The 13,333-nt window shown below is 46.4% G+C and carries 12 protein-coding genes, 1 tRNA gene and 4 pseudogenes; 4 read left to right on the forward strand and 13 right to left on the reverse strand.

The features are described 5' to 3' along the window. Positions 1–179: 179 nt before the first annotated feature. Positions 180–314: pseudogene (locus tag ABVN36_RS00280) on the reverse strand (hypothetical protein); the annotation flags it as partial. Between the two features lie 107 nt (positions 315–421). Then, positions 422–521, reverse strand: a pseudogene (locus ABVN36_RS00285) (hypothetical protein); the annotation flags it as partial. Positions 522–540: 19 nt separating this feature from the next. On the opposite strand from ABVN36_RS00285, the gene ABVN36_RS00290 reads away from it, so the two are divergent. After that, entirely contained in the window at positions 541–723 is a 183-nt protein-coding gene (locus tag ABVN36_RS00290; protein ID WP_071591272.1) for an ATP-binding cassette domain-containing protein, read from the forward strand. Here ABVN36_RS00290 and rtsB read toward each other — a convergent pair. From rtsB to ABVN36_RS00305, 3 genes are all read right to left on the reverse strand, one after another. Beyond that, positions 716–1,003 carry a transcriptional regulator RtsB gene (gene rtsB / locus ABVN36_RS00295; protein WP_072103482.1) on the reverse strand — a complete coding sequence of 96 codons (288 nt, stop codon included), beginning with the start codon at positions 1,001–1,003 and terminating at the stop codon, positions 716–718. The two genes, ABVN36_RS00290 and rtsB, sit on opposite strands and share 8 nt — an antisense overlap. Further along, entirely contained in the window at positions 1,000–1,875 is an 876-nt protein-coding gene (locus tag ABVN36_RS00300) for an AraC family transcriptional regulator (protein ID WP_023195838.1), read from the reverse strand. The genes rtsB and ABVN36_RS00300 overlap by 4 nt, the downstream gene beginning before the upstream one ends. Positions 1,876–2,138: 263 nt before the next feature. Then, positions 2,139–2,360, reverse strand: a complete 222-nt coding sequence (locus ABVN36_RS00305) for a hypothetical protein (RefSeq protein WP_031612896.1) — start codon at positions 2,358–2,360, stop codon at positions 2,139–2,141. Positions 2,361–2,476: 116 nt separating this feature from the next. Between ABVN36_RS00305 and ABVN36_RS00310 the strand changes: the two are divergent. Together ABVN36_RS00310 and ABVN36_RS00315 are read left to right on the forward strand one after the other, a co-directional pair. Beyond that, positions 2,477–3,361, forward strand: a pseudogene (locus ABVN36_RS00310) (IS3 family transposase). Between the two features lie 337 nt (positions 3,362–3,698). After that, positions 3,699–4,700, forward strand: a complete 1,002-nt coding sequence (locus ABVN36_RS00315) for a DUF1202 family protein (protein WP_023138404.1) — start codon at positions 3,699–3,701, stop codon at positions 4,698–4,700. A 135-nt stretch (positions 4,701–4,835) separates the two neighbouring features. On the opposite strand, the gene ABVN36_RS00320 is transcribed toward ABVN36_RS00315, so the two are convergent. Then, a complete protein-coding gene (locus ABVN36_RS00320) occupies positions 4,836–5,786 on the reverse strand; it encodes an IS256 family transposase (protein ID WP_023138403.1) in 951 nt (316 codons plus the stop codon). 142 nt (positions 5,787–5,928) lie between these two features. Beyond that, positions 5,929–6,681, reverse strand: coding sequence for a non-specific acid phosphatase (locus ABVN36_RS00325; RefSeq protein WP_023138402.1), 753 nt, complete (start codon positions 6,679–6,681; stop codon positions 5,929–5,931). 552 nt (positions 6,682–7,233) lie between these two features. Here ABVN36_RS00325 and ABVN36_RS00330 point away from each other — a divergent pair. After that, a pseudogene (locus ABVN36_RS00330) lies at positions 7,234–7,311 on the forward strand (helix-turn-helix domain-containing protein); the annotation flags it as partial. Between the two features lie 79 nt (positions 7,312–7,390). Here ABVN36_RS00330 and ABVN36_RS00335 read toward each other — a convergent pair. The 6 genes from ABVN36_RS00335 to aspA all read right to left on the reverse strand — a co-directional run bounded on the left by ABVN36_RS00335 (position 7,391) and on the right by aspA (position 13,193). Further along, positions 7,391–7,466, reverse strand: a tRNA-Phe gene (locus ABVN36_RS00335). Positions 7,467–7,581: 115 nt separating this feature from the next. After that, a complete protein-coding gene (locus tag ABVN36_RS00340) occupies positions 7,582–8,157 on the reverse strand; it encodes a transcriptional regulator (protein WP_001188509.1) in 576 nt (191 codons plus the stop codon). A gap of 36 nt (positions 8,158–8,193) precedes the next feature. Continuing rightward, a complete protein-coding gene (locus tag ABVN36_RS00345) occupies positions 8,194–9,897 on the reverse strand; it encodes a protein-disulfide reductase DsbD (protein ID WP_023138401.1) in 1,704 nt (567 codons plus the stop codon). After that, positions 9,873–10,220: a divalent cation tolerance protein CutA gene (cutA, locus tag ABVN36_RS00350; protein ID WP_000887832.1), complete on the reverse strand. Its 348-nt coding sequence runs from the start codon at positions 10,218–10,220 to the stop codon at positions 9,873–9,875. Before cutA ends, ABVN36_RS00345 begins: the two co-directional genes overlap by 25 nt. Before the next feature lie 120 nt (positions 10,221–10,340). Then, entirely contained in the window at positions 10,341–11,642 is a 1,302-nt protein-coding gene (gene dcuA / locus ABVN36_RS00355; protein WP_000637595.1) for an anaerobic C4-dicarboxylate transporter DcuA, read from the reverse strand. A 114-nt stretch (positions 11,643–11,756) separates the two neighbouring features. Further along, a complete protein-coding gene (gene aspA, locus ABVN36_RS00360) occupies positions 11,757–13,193 on the reverse strand; it encodes an aspartate ammonia-lyase (RefSeq protein ID WP_000069440.1) in 1,437 nt (478 codons plus the stop codon). Between the last annotated feature and the right edge of the window lie 140 nt (positions 13,194–13,333).

The following is a 13,333-nucleotide window of genomic DNA, read 5'->3' on the forward strand; positions in this document are numbered from 1 at the left end:
AGTAACGGATTACTTTGTGGTGTAGCGTAACGGTAATTGTCCTCCTCATATTTGCGGCAGCGTAGTCTGCCGCTTTTTTTTATAAATTAACTCTCTCTGTAATAATTAACAGACAATAAATATTATTCTGTTTTTTTCAGCAGGCCTCCGAAGAGGCCTCGCAGGGTGATGTTTAGTTATCAGGCATAATATTCTTCATCAACACTTACCGAATGCCATGTCGCCTCGCTAAGCGAAATCATTTCATCTACGCCGGAACTCTTGTTAACCGGGTTTTTCGTCGGCGATGTGCCTGTAAATGTTCCACTGGCGGCGGCGCTATTACCAGCGGGATCGGTGGCCGTTATGGTGTACTGATTTGCCCCCGACAGAATAGCGGATTGCGGAACAGAAACATGCCAGTTACCGGTATCGTTATCAACACTGGCGGAGTAGAGTCGATCGTCAGCCAGCCGATAGACAGCGAAGAATTACCCCATAGCGTTTGCGGAACGAACACTGATTGAACAGCTTTCATTCACTGCTGTTCCCGGAGATTTTATGGGTATTATCGGTACATCAGGTTCAGGTAAATCTTCTTTAATCAAAGCACTATCAAATTCCAGTCATTGCTATACGGGAACAGTTAAATTATACAATTTTGATATCACACCGATCTCTGAAGATGATAGCCAGAATTGCCTTGCCTACCACTCTGGCAACATTTTAGAAAAAATTACGTAATATCGACTGATATGTAAAACTCATTCAGCATCAAATGCATTAATTCAACGTCAGTAGTAATATCCATTTTTTTATAGGCTGATCTCTTTTGTGTTGAAATCGTTTTTATATTTCGATCTAATAAATTTGAGCAACTTTTAACAGATAATCCCGCTGCCACGTAATAAATAACTTTTTTCTCGCTCAGTGTTAGGTCGAATTTTTTAGCGAGCAACAGAATCCCATCTCTTATATTAATATGTTTTGCTTTGTTCTTATACTGCATTGTCAGATATCTCAATTAACATATTGATGACGAGAGGAAGATAAAAACGCTAAAAATTCCGATGGTGTAGTTTTGAAATGTTTTTTAAAAACGCATGTAAAATAAGAAGCACTATCATAACCACACATATAAGCCACTCGAGTAATATTATATTCACTATTGCGTAGAAGTTTTGTCGCTTTATTCATTCGCGCATTAAGGTAAACTTCGCTGAATGAAGTGTTCTCTTGTTTCAATTTCCTTTTTAATGTGGAACAACTCATATAGAGTGAGTCAGAAATATCCTTGAGTGCCCATTTTCGACTTATGTCGCTTATAATAATATTATAAATGTTTTCGGCTAATGTATTTTGCGATAGTTCTCTGAAGAGAGCAAATGCTTCGGGTTCATAGATGAACTCTGAAAGGAGAAATCTTATTAAATATTCCTTTTTATCTTGGGATAGTTTTTGGCTTTTATTTGAAGAGTGTAAGAGGTTGAATACTCTTGCTACGCCTGTTTCTATTGGCGCTAACAGATGTTTTGTCATCGGTTTTGTTAATGGGGCCGAAAAGTCTGCATGTTCATACAGAAAAAAATTATAAGCATTTTTTATTGACGCTGAATCTAATTCAATTAAATTATAATTTAACTGTTCATGAGTCTCTTCCATTGTGATATGAATGGTTTGATCTTTAGCTAAAAATATTAACATTGGCCCTGATGCCGTAATATACTCCCCGGACGATGTCGTAATTGAAATTTTACCCGTGGTGAGCTTGATGAGTACGGACTGCAGTAAATTTAATCCCTGAAGTGATAAGGATTTCCTCTGCCAGTTTTGCGCTGATTGTAAACATTCAATGCTCCCCACCTGGACAGGTGAGGGATTAAACACTTTTAGCATGATAATTTCCTTTTATTAAATGTGCGTGTAAATCAAAAATTATTCTGAAAAATATTTCAAAAAAACTAATATATAGCTATATAATTATTTGCGAACTTAAGGTATCAGGTGGCGATCTTTTCATTTTCTATGGAAAATGCTATTTTATATTGCATTTCTACATATTATAGTATCGTTAAAAAACTATGTCGCGTATAAAAAAAAGATGGAAATTTACAAGAATTGGCTCATGTTATTATCAAATTATCTCTTTAAAATTTGAATTAAGTAATAATTGCCTTTATTCTTTTAGAGAATAGCTCTTTAATTTCATGGAGGTAGTTAGCATGAGGTATAAGATCTGATGTTAATTTGTGATAAGGTTTATCCTGGAGGTAAATATTAACGCTCTCGGCCAGGAAAGGCATACAACGCGGTAAATATATACTGCGGCGGGTAGATGGCGTAGCGATATCCGGAAGTTTGAGGGGAGGGGACGCATTCAATCGTATGGTTGGCTTTATGAAAAACGGTGTAACACGTTATTGAGGATCTTTGATCTTACCCAGCAATAGTGGTCACGTGACTAAGTGAGTAAACTCTCAAGCAAGAGGTGACTCATATGAAAAAACCAGCATCAACCACCAAAAAGCCACGTAAGCAGCACACGCCTGAATTTCGTCAGGAAGCCCTGAAACTGGCTGAACGCATTGGGGTGGCCGCTACCGTCCGCGAGCTTAACCTGTATGAATCACAACTCTATAACTGACGAAGCAAACAGCAAAATCAGCTCTCTTCTTCTGACCGCGAACAGGCGATGCCCGCAGAGATCGCCCATCTGAAGCGTCCACTGGCAGAAGGGGATGAGGAACTGGCCATTCTCCAGAAGGCCGCGGCATACTTGGCGAAGCGCCTGAAATGAAGTATGTCTTCATCGAAAAACATCAGGCTGAATTCAGTATCAAAGCCATGTGCCGTGTACTTCAGGCTGCCCGTAGTGGCTGGTACGTCTGGCATCAGCGTCGTCATCAGATAAACCAGCGTCAGCAGTTCCGCCTTGTCTGTGATAACGTCGTCCGGGAGGCATTCAGTGACGCAAACAGCGCTATGGTGCGCCACGCCTGACGGATGTATAACATAAAAACCGTGGCGGCCAGCCTGAGATGCGTTACAGATGGTGCAATGGCGGCGTAAACGACTGGGAAAAGTCAGCGTGCATACAGACAGAGGTGGTCAGTACTATTCAACGGATTAGCAGAGCTTACTGAAACGACATAATCTGCGGGGGAGTATGAGCGCCAGAGGCTGTTGTTATGACAATGCCTGTGCAGAAAGCTTCTTTCACACGCTGAAGGTGGAACGTATCCACGGAGAGGACTTTGCCAGCTGGGAAATAATGCGGACAGCAGTGTTTAATGATATCGAGTGTGATTACAATCAATGGCGTCGTCACAGTGCCTGTGGCAGTCTCAGTCCGGAACAATTTGAAAACCAGAACCTTGCTTAGGGTTGTGTCCATATTACGCGGGTAGGATCAGTCCATTTCTGTAGTCTGCCTGTTGTTCTTCATCGTCAGTTGAAGTAACAGCTTTACCTCCGGCTACAGTAAGGATGATTGAAAAAATCATTTTAATGGCTTCAGCCAGCCCATTAAAAAATTACTTTCCAACTATCTGATTTATTAGAGGTATTGTCTTTCATTAAGATAGCGAGTCCTGGTGGTTTAAAAATAAAGACACAGTATTATAATGAAAATAACACATCATTAAATATTGAATTTGCTAACTCGTTGTGTGATGCTGAAATGATTTTATTGCATATTATTAATTTCTGGGATGAATGTTATGAATGGAAAATTTTTGTGTGGTTTATTGGTTTCGCTATTAATTAGCGGATGCGGTGACGATAACACCCCTACAGAGAAAGTCTTGAAAGAACAATTTAGTAATCAATTTCATGGGCGTATTATCCTTGATTCAATTGATATCAAGGAAACATCGGTTGATGGAAATAAGAGAACATATGCTGCTGATGGCTTACTTTCTACTGGCTACGATCTATATACGCCAGTTGCCTCGTTAACTGATTATATTGTTGTTCAAAAATCGTGGGATAAAGGCAAAGATATTAAATTCTCAGCAACTTTGAACAGTCTTGGTAATAAAGATACTGGATGGAAAACAATATTTTCTTCATTACAAATGTCAGAAACACCAAAAGGCAATCCAATTCCTAATGTTGAAACTGACGATAAATATATCATCATGGATGGAGCAGGTTTTGATGATAAAATAAATGCAATTAAAGATGAATATGCCAGGAAGAAATTAAAACTAAACGAATTAAATAATGATATCGCAAAAGTTAAAACTAATATATTAGTTATTAATAAAGAAATCGATGAGTATTGGGGGAAAGGGGAAGATGGAAAAACACAAAGCCGTTATTTTGTTCAGCGTGATTTGAATAAAGAGCTGGAACTCTTTAATAAAGAAAATGCTCCTTATTATTTTGAGAAGAAGTACAATGCTGAAGTTTTCGACCCAGCAATGAAGGCTCGCCGGGAAAAATTAAAGAATTACAGGTTGAGTGATTTTGATGACATAAGGGCGGAGAAACGTGCTGTATTAGAAAAACATAAAGAAGAATACTCCGTAAAATATAATGAAATTAATGAGAAGATAAAAGCGAAAATGAAGGCGCTCGATGATGGTTTACAAGAGTTGATAGCAAAGAAACGTGGTCTCATACAGCAGCAATCAACCATCTCAGACGAGATTCGCAATCTTGATTATCAATATAAAAATTGGGTAAATTTTATGGAAGAGCTAAATAAAAGAAAATAACTGACTATTATTATGAGTGATAAAAAAGAGACTGAAATCTGGTCTCTTTTTTTGAGCCTGTCAGTAATTCTATATAACTGCCAATGTATTAAAGGTGATCGCTCAGGCGGTCACCGAACTCGATAATAAAACGGCTCATCGCCAGCCGCCAGTTCTGGATCGGCATACTCCATTTTTTGACGCATCTTTGATTGCCAGATAAATAACTTTTCGTACTGAGTCATCCGTCGGGAACACCTTGCGTTTGTAGTGTAGATGGTAGATGGTCTTGCGGATATCCGGCGGATAACTGAAGAGCGTATTGAGGTTTTCCCAGTGCGCACGCCAGCTTTTGCTGATTTGCGGATATTTCGGGAAGACGCTGTTTATCGCATCCGGGAAGCCCTTCAGACCGTCCACACAGGCAATCAGGATGTCCTGAAGGCCCCGCTTTTTCAGCTCCGTCAGCACGCTTAGCCAGAACTTTGTGCCTTCATTTCCGGACAGCCACATGCCGGCAACGCTTTCTGACCTTCGGTATTGATCCCCAGCGCAGGGAAAACTGCTTTGTTTATCACACTGCCATTCTGATGAACTTTGACAACATACAGCCATATAAACAAAGGGATACAGCGTATCCATTTGTCGGTTTTGCCACTCAATGACCTGCTCTTTTACGGCGTCGGTGACTTTATATATCAGCGTGGGCGACACATCGGAGTCGTACATTTCTTTGAAGGTGGCAACGATTTCGCGGGTAGTCATGCCTTTGGCGTAGAGGGATAAAATCTGGCTGTCCATCTGCGTAATGCGCGTCTGGTGCTTCTTAATCAGCTGTGGTTCGAAGGTATTTTCACGGTCACGCGGCGTGTTCAGTTCGATCTCGCTGTTATTGCATAACACCGTTTTTGACGAGTAGCCATTGCGGGGGGATGAGCCTGTTTTGGGCGCATTTTTCTCATACCCGGGGTGGTCAGCCAGCTCCGCATTGAGCACTGTTTCGACGGTAAGCTTCGTCAACATGCGGGAAAAAGCATGGAGATCGGCTTCGGTTTTAAGGCCTTCAGCCACTTCAGCCGCAAGGGCTTTAAGTTTCTTTTCGTCCATAATTGCCTGTCTCTGTTGTTGGAGTGAACATATCAAAAACAGGCACTTACACAATTTTAATTACAGTCTCACGCCCGGTCGCCCCTACGCAGTTGCACTTCCTTTCATTTGCTGTGGCCAGTTTGCGGGAAGACTTTCACCTTCAGTAATTAAGTTTGGGGTGATCTTCTTTACTCAATAAATTATTTTTGTCGTTCAGCTCCTCACGGACTTTTGCCAGTGACTTCTGAAAAGCCGGGATTGTTTGCAGTCTTGCAAACTCTACTGCTCCCACATAACGGCCAGCATCAACATCACTTTGCCAGTGAGCACCACATATCACTCTGCTTTGCCCGAACTCCCATCCTCGTCTGGCGAGCTCCTGCGCGCGTTCCGGTCTGGCCTCGGATAATACTAATGCCAGAAGTGTACCATAAGCAGTATGCCCGGAAGGGTAAGAGCCATCTTTTCGCAAAGTATTCTCATCTTCAGGACGGCAGGTGGAATGATTAAATAAGACAAAGGGGCGGGTACGCATATAATATTTTTTTGCCGAAGCAGTAGCGTAGTAGCCGCCCATTTTCAGAAGATTCTGTAACATATTCCAGGTTTCTGGCGTATCTTTGGGATTAATTTTAGCACCCACTACTGGCGAGAATATTCTGGCTATATTTTCCACGCTTATATCTGCATCCTCAGCAGCTTGTTTCCATCGTGGGGAACCCTTTATCGCATAGCCCTTAAAATAAGCCTCCTTATCATAGCGGAAAGCCGGATCATCATTACCTGGCGGTGGTGGTAAGTAGAACTGACTGTTCACTGATTCTTCAGGAGAATGAAAGGATTGCATTGTTGCTGCTGATGTATATTTAGCTACGATCAGTGGTAGAAAAAATAGTAAATAACGACTTTTCATAAAGACTCACTCCGGATCAGGCAATAATAAACAGATGTAATCCTATAATGATTTATTGCAATGGTTATTCAACATACAGGTAAAAAAGCAGGACGCTGCCCTGGCATTATCGTCTGTCCATACCGGACTGACTGCAGCGGACAACAGAACAATACCGGTACTTCCGGCTAACAGCATTTTGTTTAACTTTTGTCCCCGATTATTTTTATCTGCGTGCCTGACTGACACGCATTAGGTTAAAATCTTTCCGTAATAACACAGTATGAATAATTATTTTAAAGTATGTGCTCTGTTACCCCGATAACTACCATCAGTCATGATGTGCTGAGTATTAATTTATGATTATGAACAAGAGTCGGAAACAGTATTTAAGAATAAAGAAACCGAAAAAGAAAAAATGCTAAAATTGGCGAAGGGATTATTGTTATCAGTGATGAAAAAGTTCATGGCGGAGATATTGGATTCACTTGTCGGGGTTAGCGAACCGTCAGATGGAGTGATACGCGTTATTACTGGTAATAATCTCCCTGTAGCTAAGTAAGCTTTTGACCCTGGCCCAAAGGGGAAAAGCTGATCGACGAAGCGCTGGGCGTTGCGCCAGAGAAAATCTGGCCTTCTCGTTATAGCTAGTCAGACCAGAGATGGGGGCTACGGATTTCCATTCCCAGAAAAGCAAAAACCCAGCCATAGGCTGGGTTTTCTGAATAAGTGGTGCCCGGACTCGGAATCGAACCAAGGACACGGGGATTTTCAATCCCCTGCTCTACCGACTGAGCTATCCGGGCAACGGGGCGCATTAAACCGTAAAGGGGCGCGGTCGTCAACGGCTTTACACGAAAAAAGTGATAAAAGCGCGCTGACTGCCTGCTTTTCAGGCAAAATGCATAAAATCAGTACCCGTCAGGTGAGCGCTCCACCCTGACGGCACTGTGCAAAACGCAGAATATCTTCCGCCAACCGCTGAGCGGTATCTACATCAGCCTGACTGCGGTTGACCAGCATTCGGCTGAGACAACCTTCCAGCACCAGCTCCATCTGCCTTGCAACCATCGCCGGATCGTCAATTTCCAGCGTGGTCAGTAGCTCATGGGTAAAATCATGTGCCGCGCGTTTTTGTTGATTAGCCAGTTGGTGAATAGGATGGGTTGGGTCGGGATAAAACGTACAGGCGGCAATGAACAAGCAACCAGGATAACGGTTATTACTGACACATTCCGAAAGCGCGCTGTAGCGTGCCAGTAGCTTTTGTTCAGCAGAAAGCGTCTCATCAAGAAGAAGCTGGCGTCGCCAGATATCTACCTGCTGACTCAAATAACGTAGCGCGTCATATAAAATGGCTTCTTTATCTGGCCAGAAACGCTGTAATGTGTCGAGTGGACGATTTACGCGCTCCGCCACCATTTCCAGCGTAGTATCGGCTATCCCTTGCGTCTCCAGTAATTTCAGGGCTTCTCCCAGAATATCTTCACGTTGCACGGTATTCTCCTCCGTCTTTGCTTTTGCAAGTGTCGCTCACGGTTGGCGATCGTGCAAATGCGCGCTAAAGGTGGCGGCGTCCATAAAGCCGGTGACTCGCGATTGCGGCTGTTCCTGGCCTTGGGCATCAAAGAACAGAATGGTGGGCAGCCCGAGGACTTGCAGATGCTTTAACAGCGCGACGTCCTGCGCATTGTTAGCGGTGACGTTAGCCTGCAAGAGCACCGTGTCGCCGAGCGCCTGCTGGACCCGCGGATCGCTGAAGGTATACTTTTCAAACTCTTTACAGGCCACGCACCAGTCGGCGTAGAAATCCAGCATAACGTGTTTGCCTTTGGCCTGCGCCAGCGCCTGATTGAGTTCATCCACGGTAGAAATAGCCGTGAAATTGAGGTGCGCTGGAGCTTGCGCGGATGGCGATCCGAACGCCCAATCCTGTAGAGGCCGCACGCTAATGAGCGCTGCCGCCAGTAGGATAATCTGTACGATACGCATCCACGCTCGTCTGGCCTGAAGGCTGGTGATAAAGGCCCAACCAAAGAAAGCGACGCCCAGCAGCGACCACAGACGTAAACCCCAAGCCTCGCCAATAATCCGCTCCAGTAAAAAGACCGGTAACGCGAGGATCACGAAACCAAAAGCGGTTTTAACATGCGCCATCCACGGGCCGCTTTTCGGTAGCAGACGGTTGCCAAACACGGTGACCAGCATTAGCGGCAGACCCATACCTAATGCATACAAATACAGCGTACCGCCGCCCAGCCACATGTTGCCGCTCTGAGCGATATAAAGCAGGATCGCGCTTAATGGCGCTGTGGTACAGGGCGAGCAAATTAATCCGGCAATCGCCCCCATAACAAAAACACCGCCGGGCGAACCGCCTTGCTGACGATTACTCATTAATGTCAGCCGGGTTTGCAGTGAGGAGGGGAGCTGTAGTGTGAACAGGCCAAACATCGACAACGCAAGCAGGGTGAACACGATGGCAAGGCCGATTAACACATAAGGGTGCTGCAGCGCCGCCTGAAACTGTAATCCCGCTGCGGCGACGACCAGACCCAGTGCGGTATAGGTCAGCGCCATCCCTTGTACATAGATAAAGGCCAGCAGCAGTGCGCGCCCCGTCGACAAACGTTGCCTTCCCCCCAGGACAATACCGGAAATCAGCGGATACATGGGTAAAACGCAGGGCGTAAAGGCGATACCGATGCCGATCAGCAGCGCCCAGAGCGCGGAAAAAGGTAGCTGGGCGGCGGGTTTTGACGTCTCACTCGTCTGGGTGACAGCAGGCGTCGGCGTGGCGTCTATTGCCGCGGCGACTTCACTTAGCGGCACCGTTTTCGTTTCCGGCGGATAACAGAATCCCGCATCGGCGCACCCCTGGTACGTTATCGTTAATGTCGCGCCAGCCGCCGCCTGGTTAACCGTTACCGGAACGTTTAGCCGCTTACGGTAGATTTCGCTTTTCCCGTAGAACTCATCTTCATGCCAGACGCCTGCCGGGAGTTGGACTGCGGCGATATCCGCTTTCGTCGGCGTGATACTGATTTGTTTACGGTAAAGGTAGTAACCCTCTTTTACCTGCCAGGAGAGGGTAAGATCGTGTTGATTTTGCTGAAAATCAAAAACAAACGCCCGGTCGGCAGGGACGAACTGCGAGCGACCCGGCGCGTCGAATAATCCGGCGAAGGCGGATGTGCTGCACAGCAGCAGGATCAGCGTAAAGATGCGTTGAGCCATGAGAGGTAATCAGTATCTCCGTGAGTAACAGGTAAAACCAGAAGTTCAGGCGTTTGATACGGGTGATGAGACTTCAGGCAGTCGATAAGCGCTTGCTGATGTGAAACGGTGGTTTTTAAGATCATTTGAACTTCATACTCCTGCTCCAGTTTGCCTTCCCAGTAGTACAGCGATGTCGCGCCGGGGAGGAGGGTGGCGCAGGCGGCCAGTTTTTCCGCCAGCACTTTGGCGGCCAGATCCTGGGCGGTAGCTTCATCCGGGGCGGTACAAAGCACCACAACGGCCTCGGGGATGGAAATATCCTGACTCTTAACATCAAGCATAAACACCTCGAAAGAACAAAAAGACCCGCAAGTGAACGGTCACTATACAACGGACGAGGGCAGGATGTTAGTCAAAGGGCGGGAGAATGCGGGGCGTGATACGCCCCGCGGGTGAAACACTTACAGCATAAAGCTGCCCAGCAGGAAGCCGAAGCAGACAGCCAGAACGACGCCCAGGGTGCCTGGGATGAAGAACGGGTGGTTAAAGACGAATTTACCGATACGGGTTGTACCGGTGTCATCCATCTGTACCGCCGCAACCAGAGTCGGGTAGGTCGGCAAAATGAACAGGCCGGAAACGGCGGCGAAGGAAGCGACTGCCGTCAGCGGAGAGACGTTCAGCGCCAGCGCCATCGGCATCAGCGCTTTCGCCGTTGCCGCCTGAGAGTAGAGCAGCGCGGAAGCAAAGAAGAAGATGACGGCCAGCAGCCACGGATGCCCCTGGATGACGCTACCCGCAGTGTCTTTGATCCAGTCGATGTTAGCGGATACGAAAGTATCGCCCAGCCACGCCACGCCCAGAATACAGATACAGGCGCTCATCCCTGCTTTAAAGGTACTGGAGTTGAGGATGGCGTCAGTTTCCACTTTACACAGGATGGTGGTCAGCGTTGCGACGCTCAACATGATGATCAAAATAGCGTTGGTGGTGTTCATCAGCGGTTTCTCAACCAGGCCGAGGCTCGGACTGTTAACAATCGCATAAACAACCACGCAAATAACGCCCAGCAGGAACAGCCAGACGGAATTTTTTGCCATCGGTTTGATTTCAATCTGCTTTTCACCACGCAGTTCAATCAGCCCTTCTTCCAGACGCTTGCGGTAAATCGGGTCGTCAGACAGTTTGGAGTTGAACAGCATCGTGACCAGGAAGGACATCACCAGCACCGCCAGCAGCGTAGAGGGGATAACTACGGACAGCAGGTGAATGTAGCTAATGCCATGACCTTCCATAACAGAAGACATATACACCACGGCCGCAGAAATCGGCGAGGCGGTAATCGCAATCTGCGCGGATACCACGGCGGTCGAGAGCGGACGGCAAGGTTTGATTCCCTGCTCCTTCGCGACTTCAGCAATAACCGGCAGCGTTGCCAGGGAAATGTTCCCGGTACCAGCAAAAATAGTCAGGAAATAGGTCACAATCGGTGCGAGGATAGTGATGTATTTCGGGTTCTTACGCAGCAGTTTTTCCGTCTGGTTTACCAAATAATCCAGACCGCCCGCAACCTGCATAGCAGAGATCGCGGCGATAACCGCCATGATGATGGAAATGACATCGAATGGAATTGTCCCTGGCTTCACGCCGATGGCGGCAAGTACCAGAACACCCAGCCCACCTGCGAATCCAATACCGATGCCCCCAAGTCTGGCGCCCAAAAAGATTGCCAGCAAAACAATGATAAGTTCGACAACTATCATATTAGCCTTCCTTGTTGTTTAACAAGTTGATATTAAATTGTTGTTATTTGGTAACTTCTTGTAAGAAAAAAGGCACGTCATCGTGACGTGCCTCTTTGGTACTACCCTGTACGATTACTGTTCGCTTTCATCAGTATAACGTTTAGCTTTATAAGCCGGGTGCATCAAGTTCTGTACGGAGAAAATATCGTCCAGCTCGGCTTCCGTTAACAGGCCGCGCTCCAGCACAACTTCACGTACGCTCTTACCGGTTTCAGCACAGATTTTACCGACGATGTCGCCGTTGTGGTGGCCGATGAACGGGTTGAGGTAAGTGACGATACCGATGGAGTTATAAACGTACCCTTCGCACACTTCTTTATTCGCGGTAATGCCGTTAACGCATTTTTCCAGCAGGTTGTAGCACGCGTTGCTCAGAATGTGGATGGATTCGAACATCGCCTGACCGATAACCGGCTCCATAACGTTCAACTGCAACTGACCGGCTTCCGCCGCCATCGTAACGGTGGTGTCGTTACCGATGACTTTAAAGCATACCTGGTTTACGACTTCCGGTACTACCGGGTTCACTTTGGCTGGCATGATGGAAGAGCCCGCCTGCAGTTCCGGCAGGTTGATCTCGTTCAGGCCGGCACGAGGACCAGAAGAGAGCAAGCGCAGGTCGTTACAGATTTTGGACATCTTCACTGCCAGACGTTTCAGCGCGCTGTGAACCATAACATACGCGCCACAGTCAGATGTCGCCTCAATCAGATCTTCAGCCGGAACACAGGCGAAACCAGTGACTTCAGCCAGTTTTTTCACCGCCAGCGGAGAGTATTCTTTCGGCGTGTTCAGACCAGTACCGATTGCCGTTGCGCCAAGGTTGACTTCCAGCAGCAGCTCAGCAGTACGCTCGATGCTTTTCACTTCTTCTTTCAGCAGGATGCTGAACGCACGGAATTCTTGACCAAGCGTCATCGGTACGGCGTCCTGCAACTGGGTACGACCCATTTTCAGGATGTCCTGGAATTCAACCGCTTTACGTTCGAAACCTTCACGCAACTGGTTGATGGCATCGATCAGTTTGACGATAGAGGCGTAAACCGCTACACGGAAGCCTGTCGGATAGGCGTCGTTAGTGGATTGACATTTATTCACGTGGTCGTTCGGGTTCAGGTACTGATATTCACCTTTCTGATGACCCATCAGTTCCAGCCCGATGTTGGCCAGCACTTCGTTGGTATTCATGTTGACGGAAGTGCCCGCGCCGCCCTGGTAGACATCTACCGGGAACTGGTCCATGCACTTACCGTTGTTAAGGACTTCATCACATGCGGCAATGATGGCGTTCGCCACACTCTTAGGAATGGTTTGCAGCTCTTTGTTGGCCAGCGCCGCCGCTTTTTTTACCATAACCATGCCACGCACAAATTCAGGGATGTCGCTGATTTTGTTATTGCTAATGTAGAAGTTTTCAATCGCTCTCAGAGTGTGAACACCATAGTAGGCTTCAGCTGGAACTTCCCTGGTACCCAACAGATCTTCTTCGATACGAATGTTGTTTGACATGTGAACCTTCTTTTTCAAGCTGCCAATGATTTTTACTTTAAAACACACAGGATATATGTGATTTCGAATGTTTTCTGACCGACGATTATCCCCTCCATCGGCCTGATAAACGAGATCATATGCTGCTTCAGAATTCCTAC

It is taken from the genome of Salmonella sp. SJTUF15581 (assembly GCF_043356775.1).
Taxonomy (GTDB): Bacteria; Pseudomonadota; Gammaproteobacteria; order Enterobacterales; family Enterobacteriaceae; genus Salmonella; species Salmonella enterica.

Bases quoted from the DNA above. Each gene is read 5' to 3' on its own strand.
- ABVN36_RS00315 (WP_023138404.1), top strand. From the start codon at position 3,699: ATGAATGGAAAATTTTTGTGTGGTTTATTGGTTTCGCTATTAATTAGC.
- aspA (WP_000069440.1), bottom strand. From the start codon at position 13,193: ATGTCAAACAACATTCGTATCGAAGAAGATCTGTTGGGTACCAGGGAA.
- ABVN36_RS00290 (WP_071591272.1), top strand. From the start codon at position 541: ATGGGTATTATCGGTACATCAGGTTCAGGTAAATCTTCTTTAATCAAA.
- ABVN36_RS00345 (WP_023138401.1), bottom strand. From the start codon at position 9,897: ATGGCTCAACGCATCTTTACGCTGATCCTGCTGCTGTGCAGCACATCC.
- dcuA (WP_000637595.1), bottom strand. From the start codon at position 11,642: ATGATAGTTGTCGAACTTATCATTGTTTTGCTGGCAATCTTTTTGGGC.
- ABVN36_RS00320 (WP_023138403.1), bottom strand. From the start codon at position 5,786: ATGGACGAAAAGAAACTTAAAGCCCTTGCGGCTGAAGTGGCTGAAGGC.
- cutA (WP_000887832.1), bottom strand. From the start codon at position 10,220: ATGCTTGATGTTAAGAGTCAGGATATTTCCATCCCCGAGGCCGTTGTG.
- ABVN36_RS00300 (WP_023195838.1), bottom strand. From the start codon at position 1,875: ATGCTAAAAGTGTTTAATCCCTCACCTGTCCAGGTGGGGAGCATTGAA.
- ABVN36_RS00325 (WP_023138402.1), bottom strand. From the start codon at position 6,681: ATGAAAAGTCGTTATTTACTATTTTTTCTACCACTGATCGTAGCTAAA.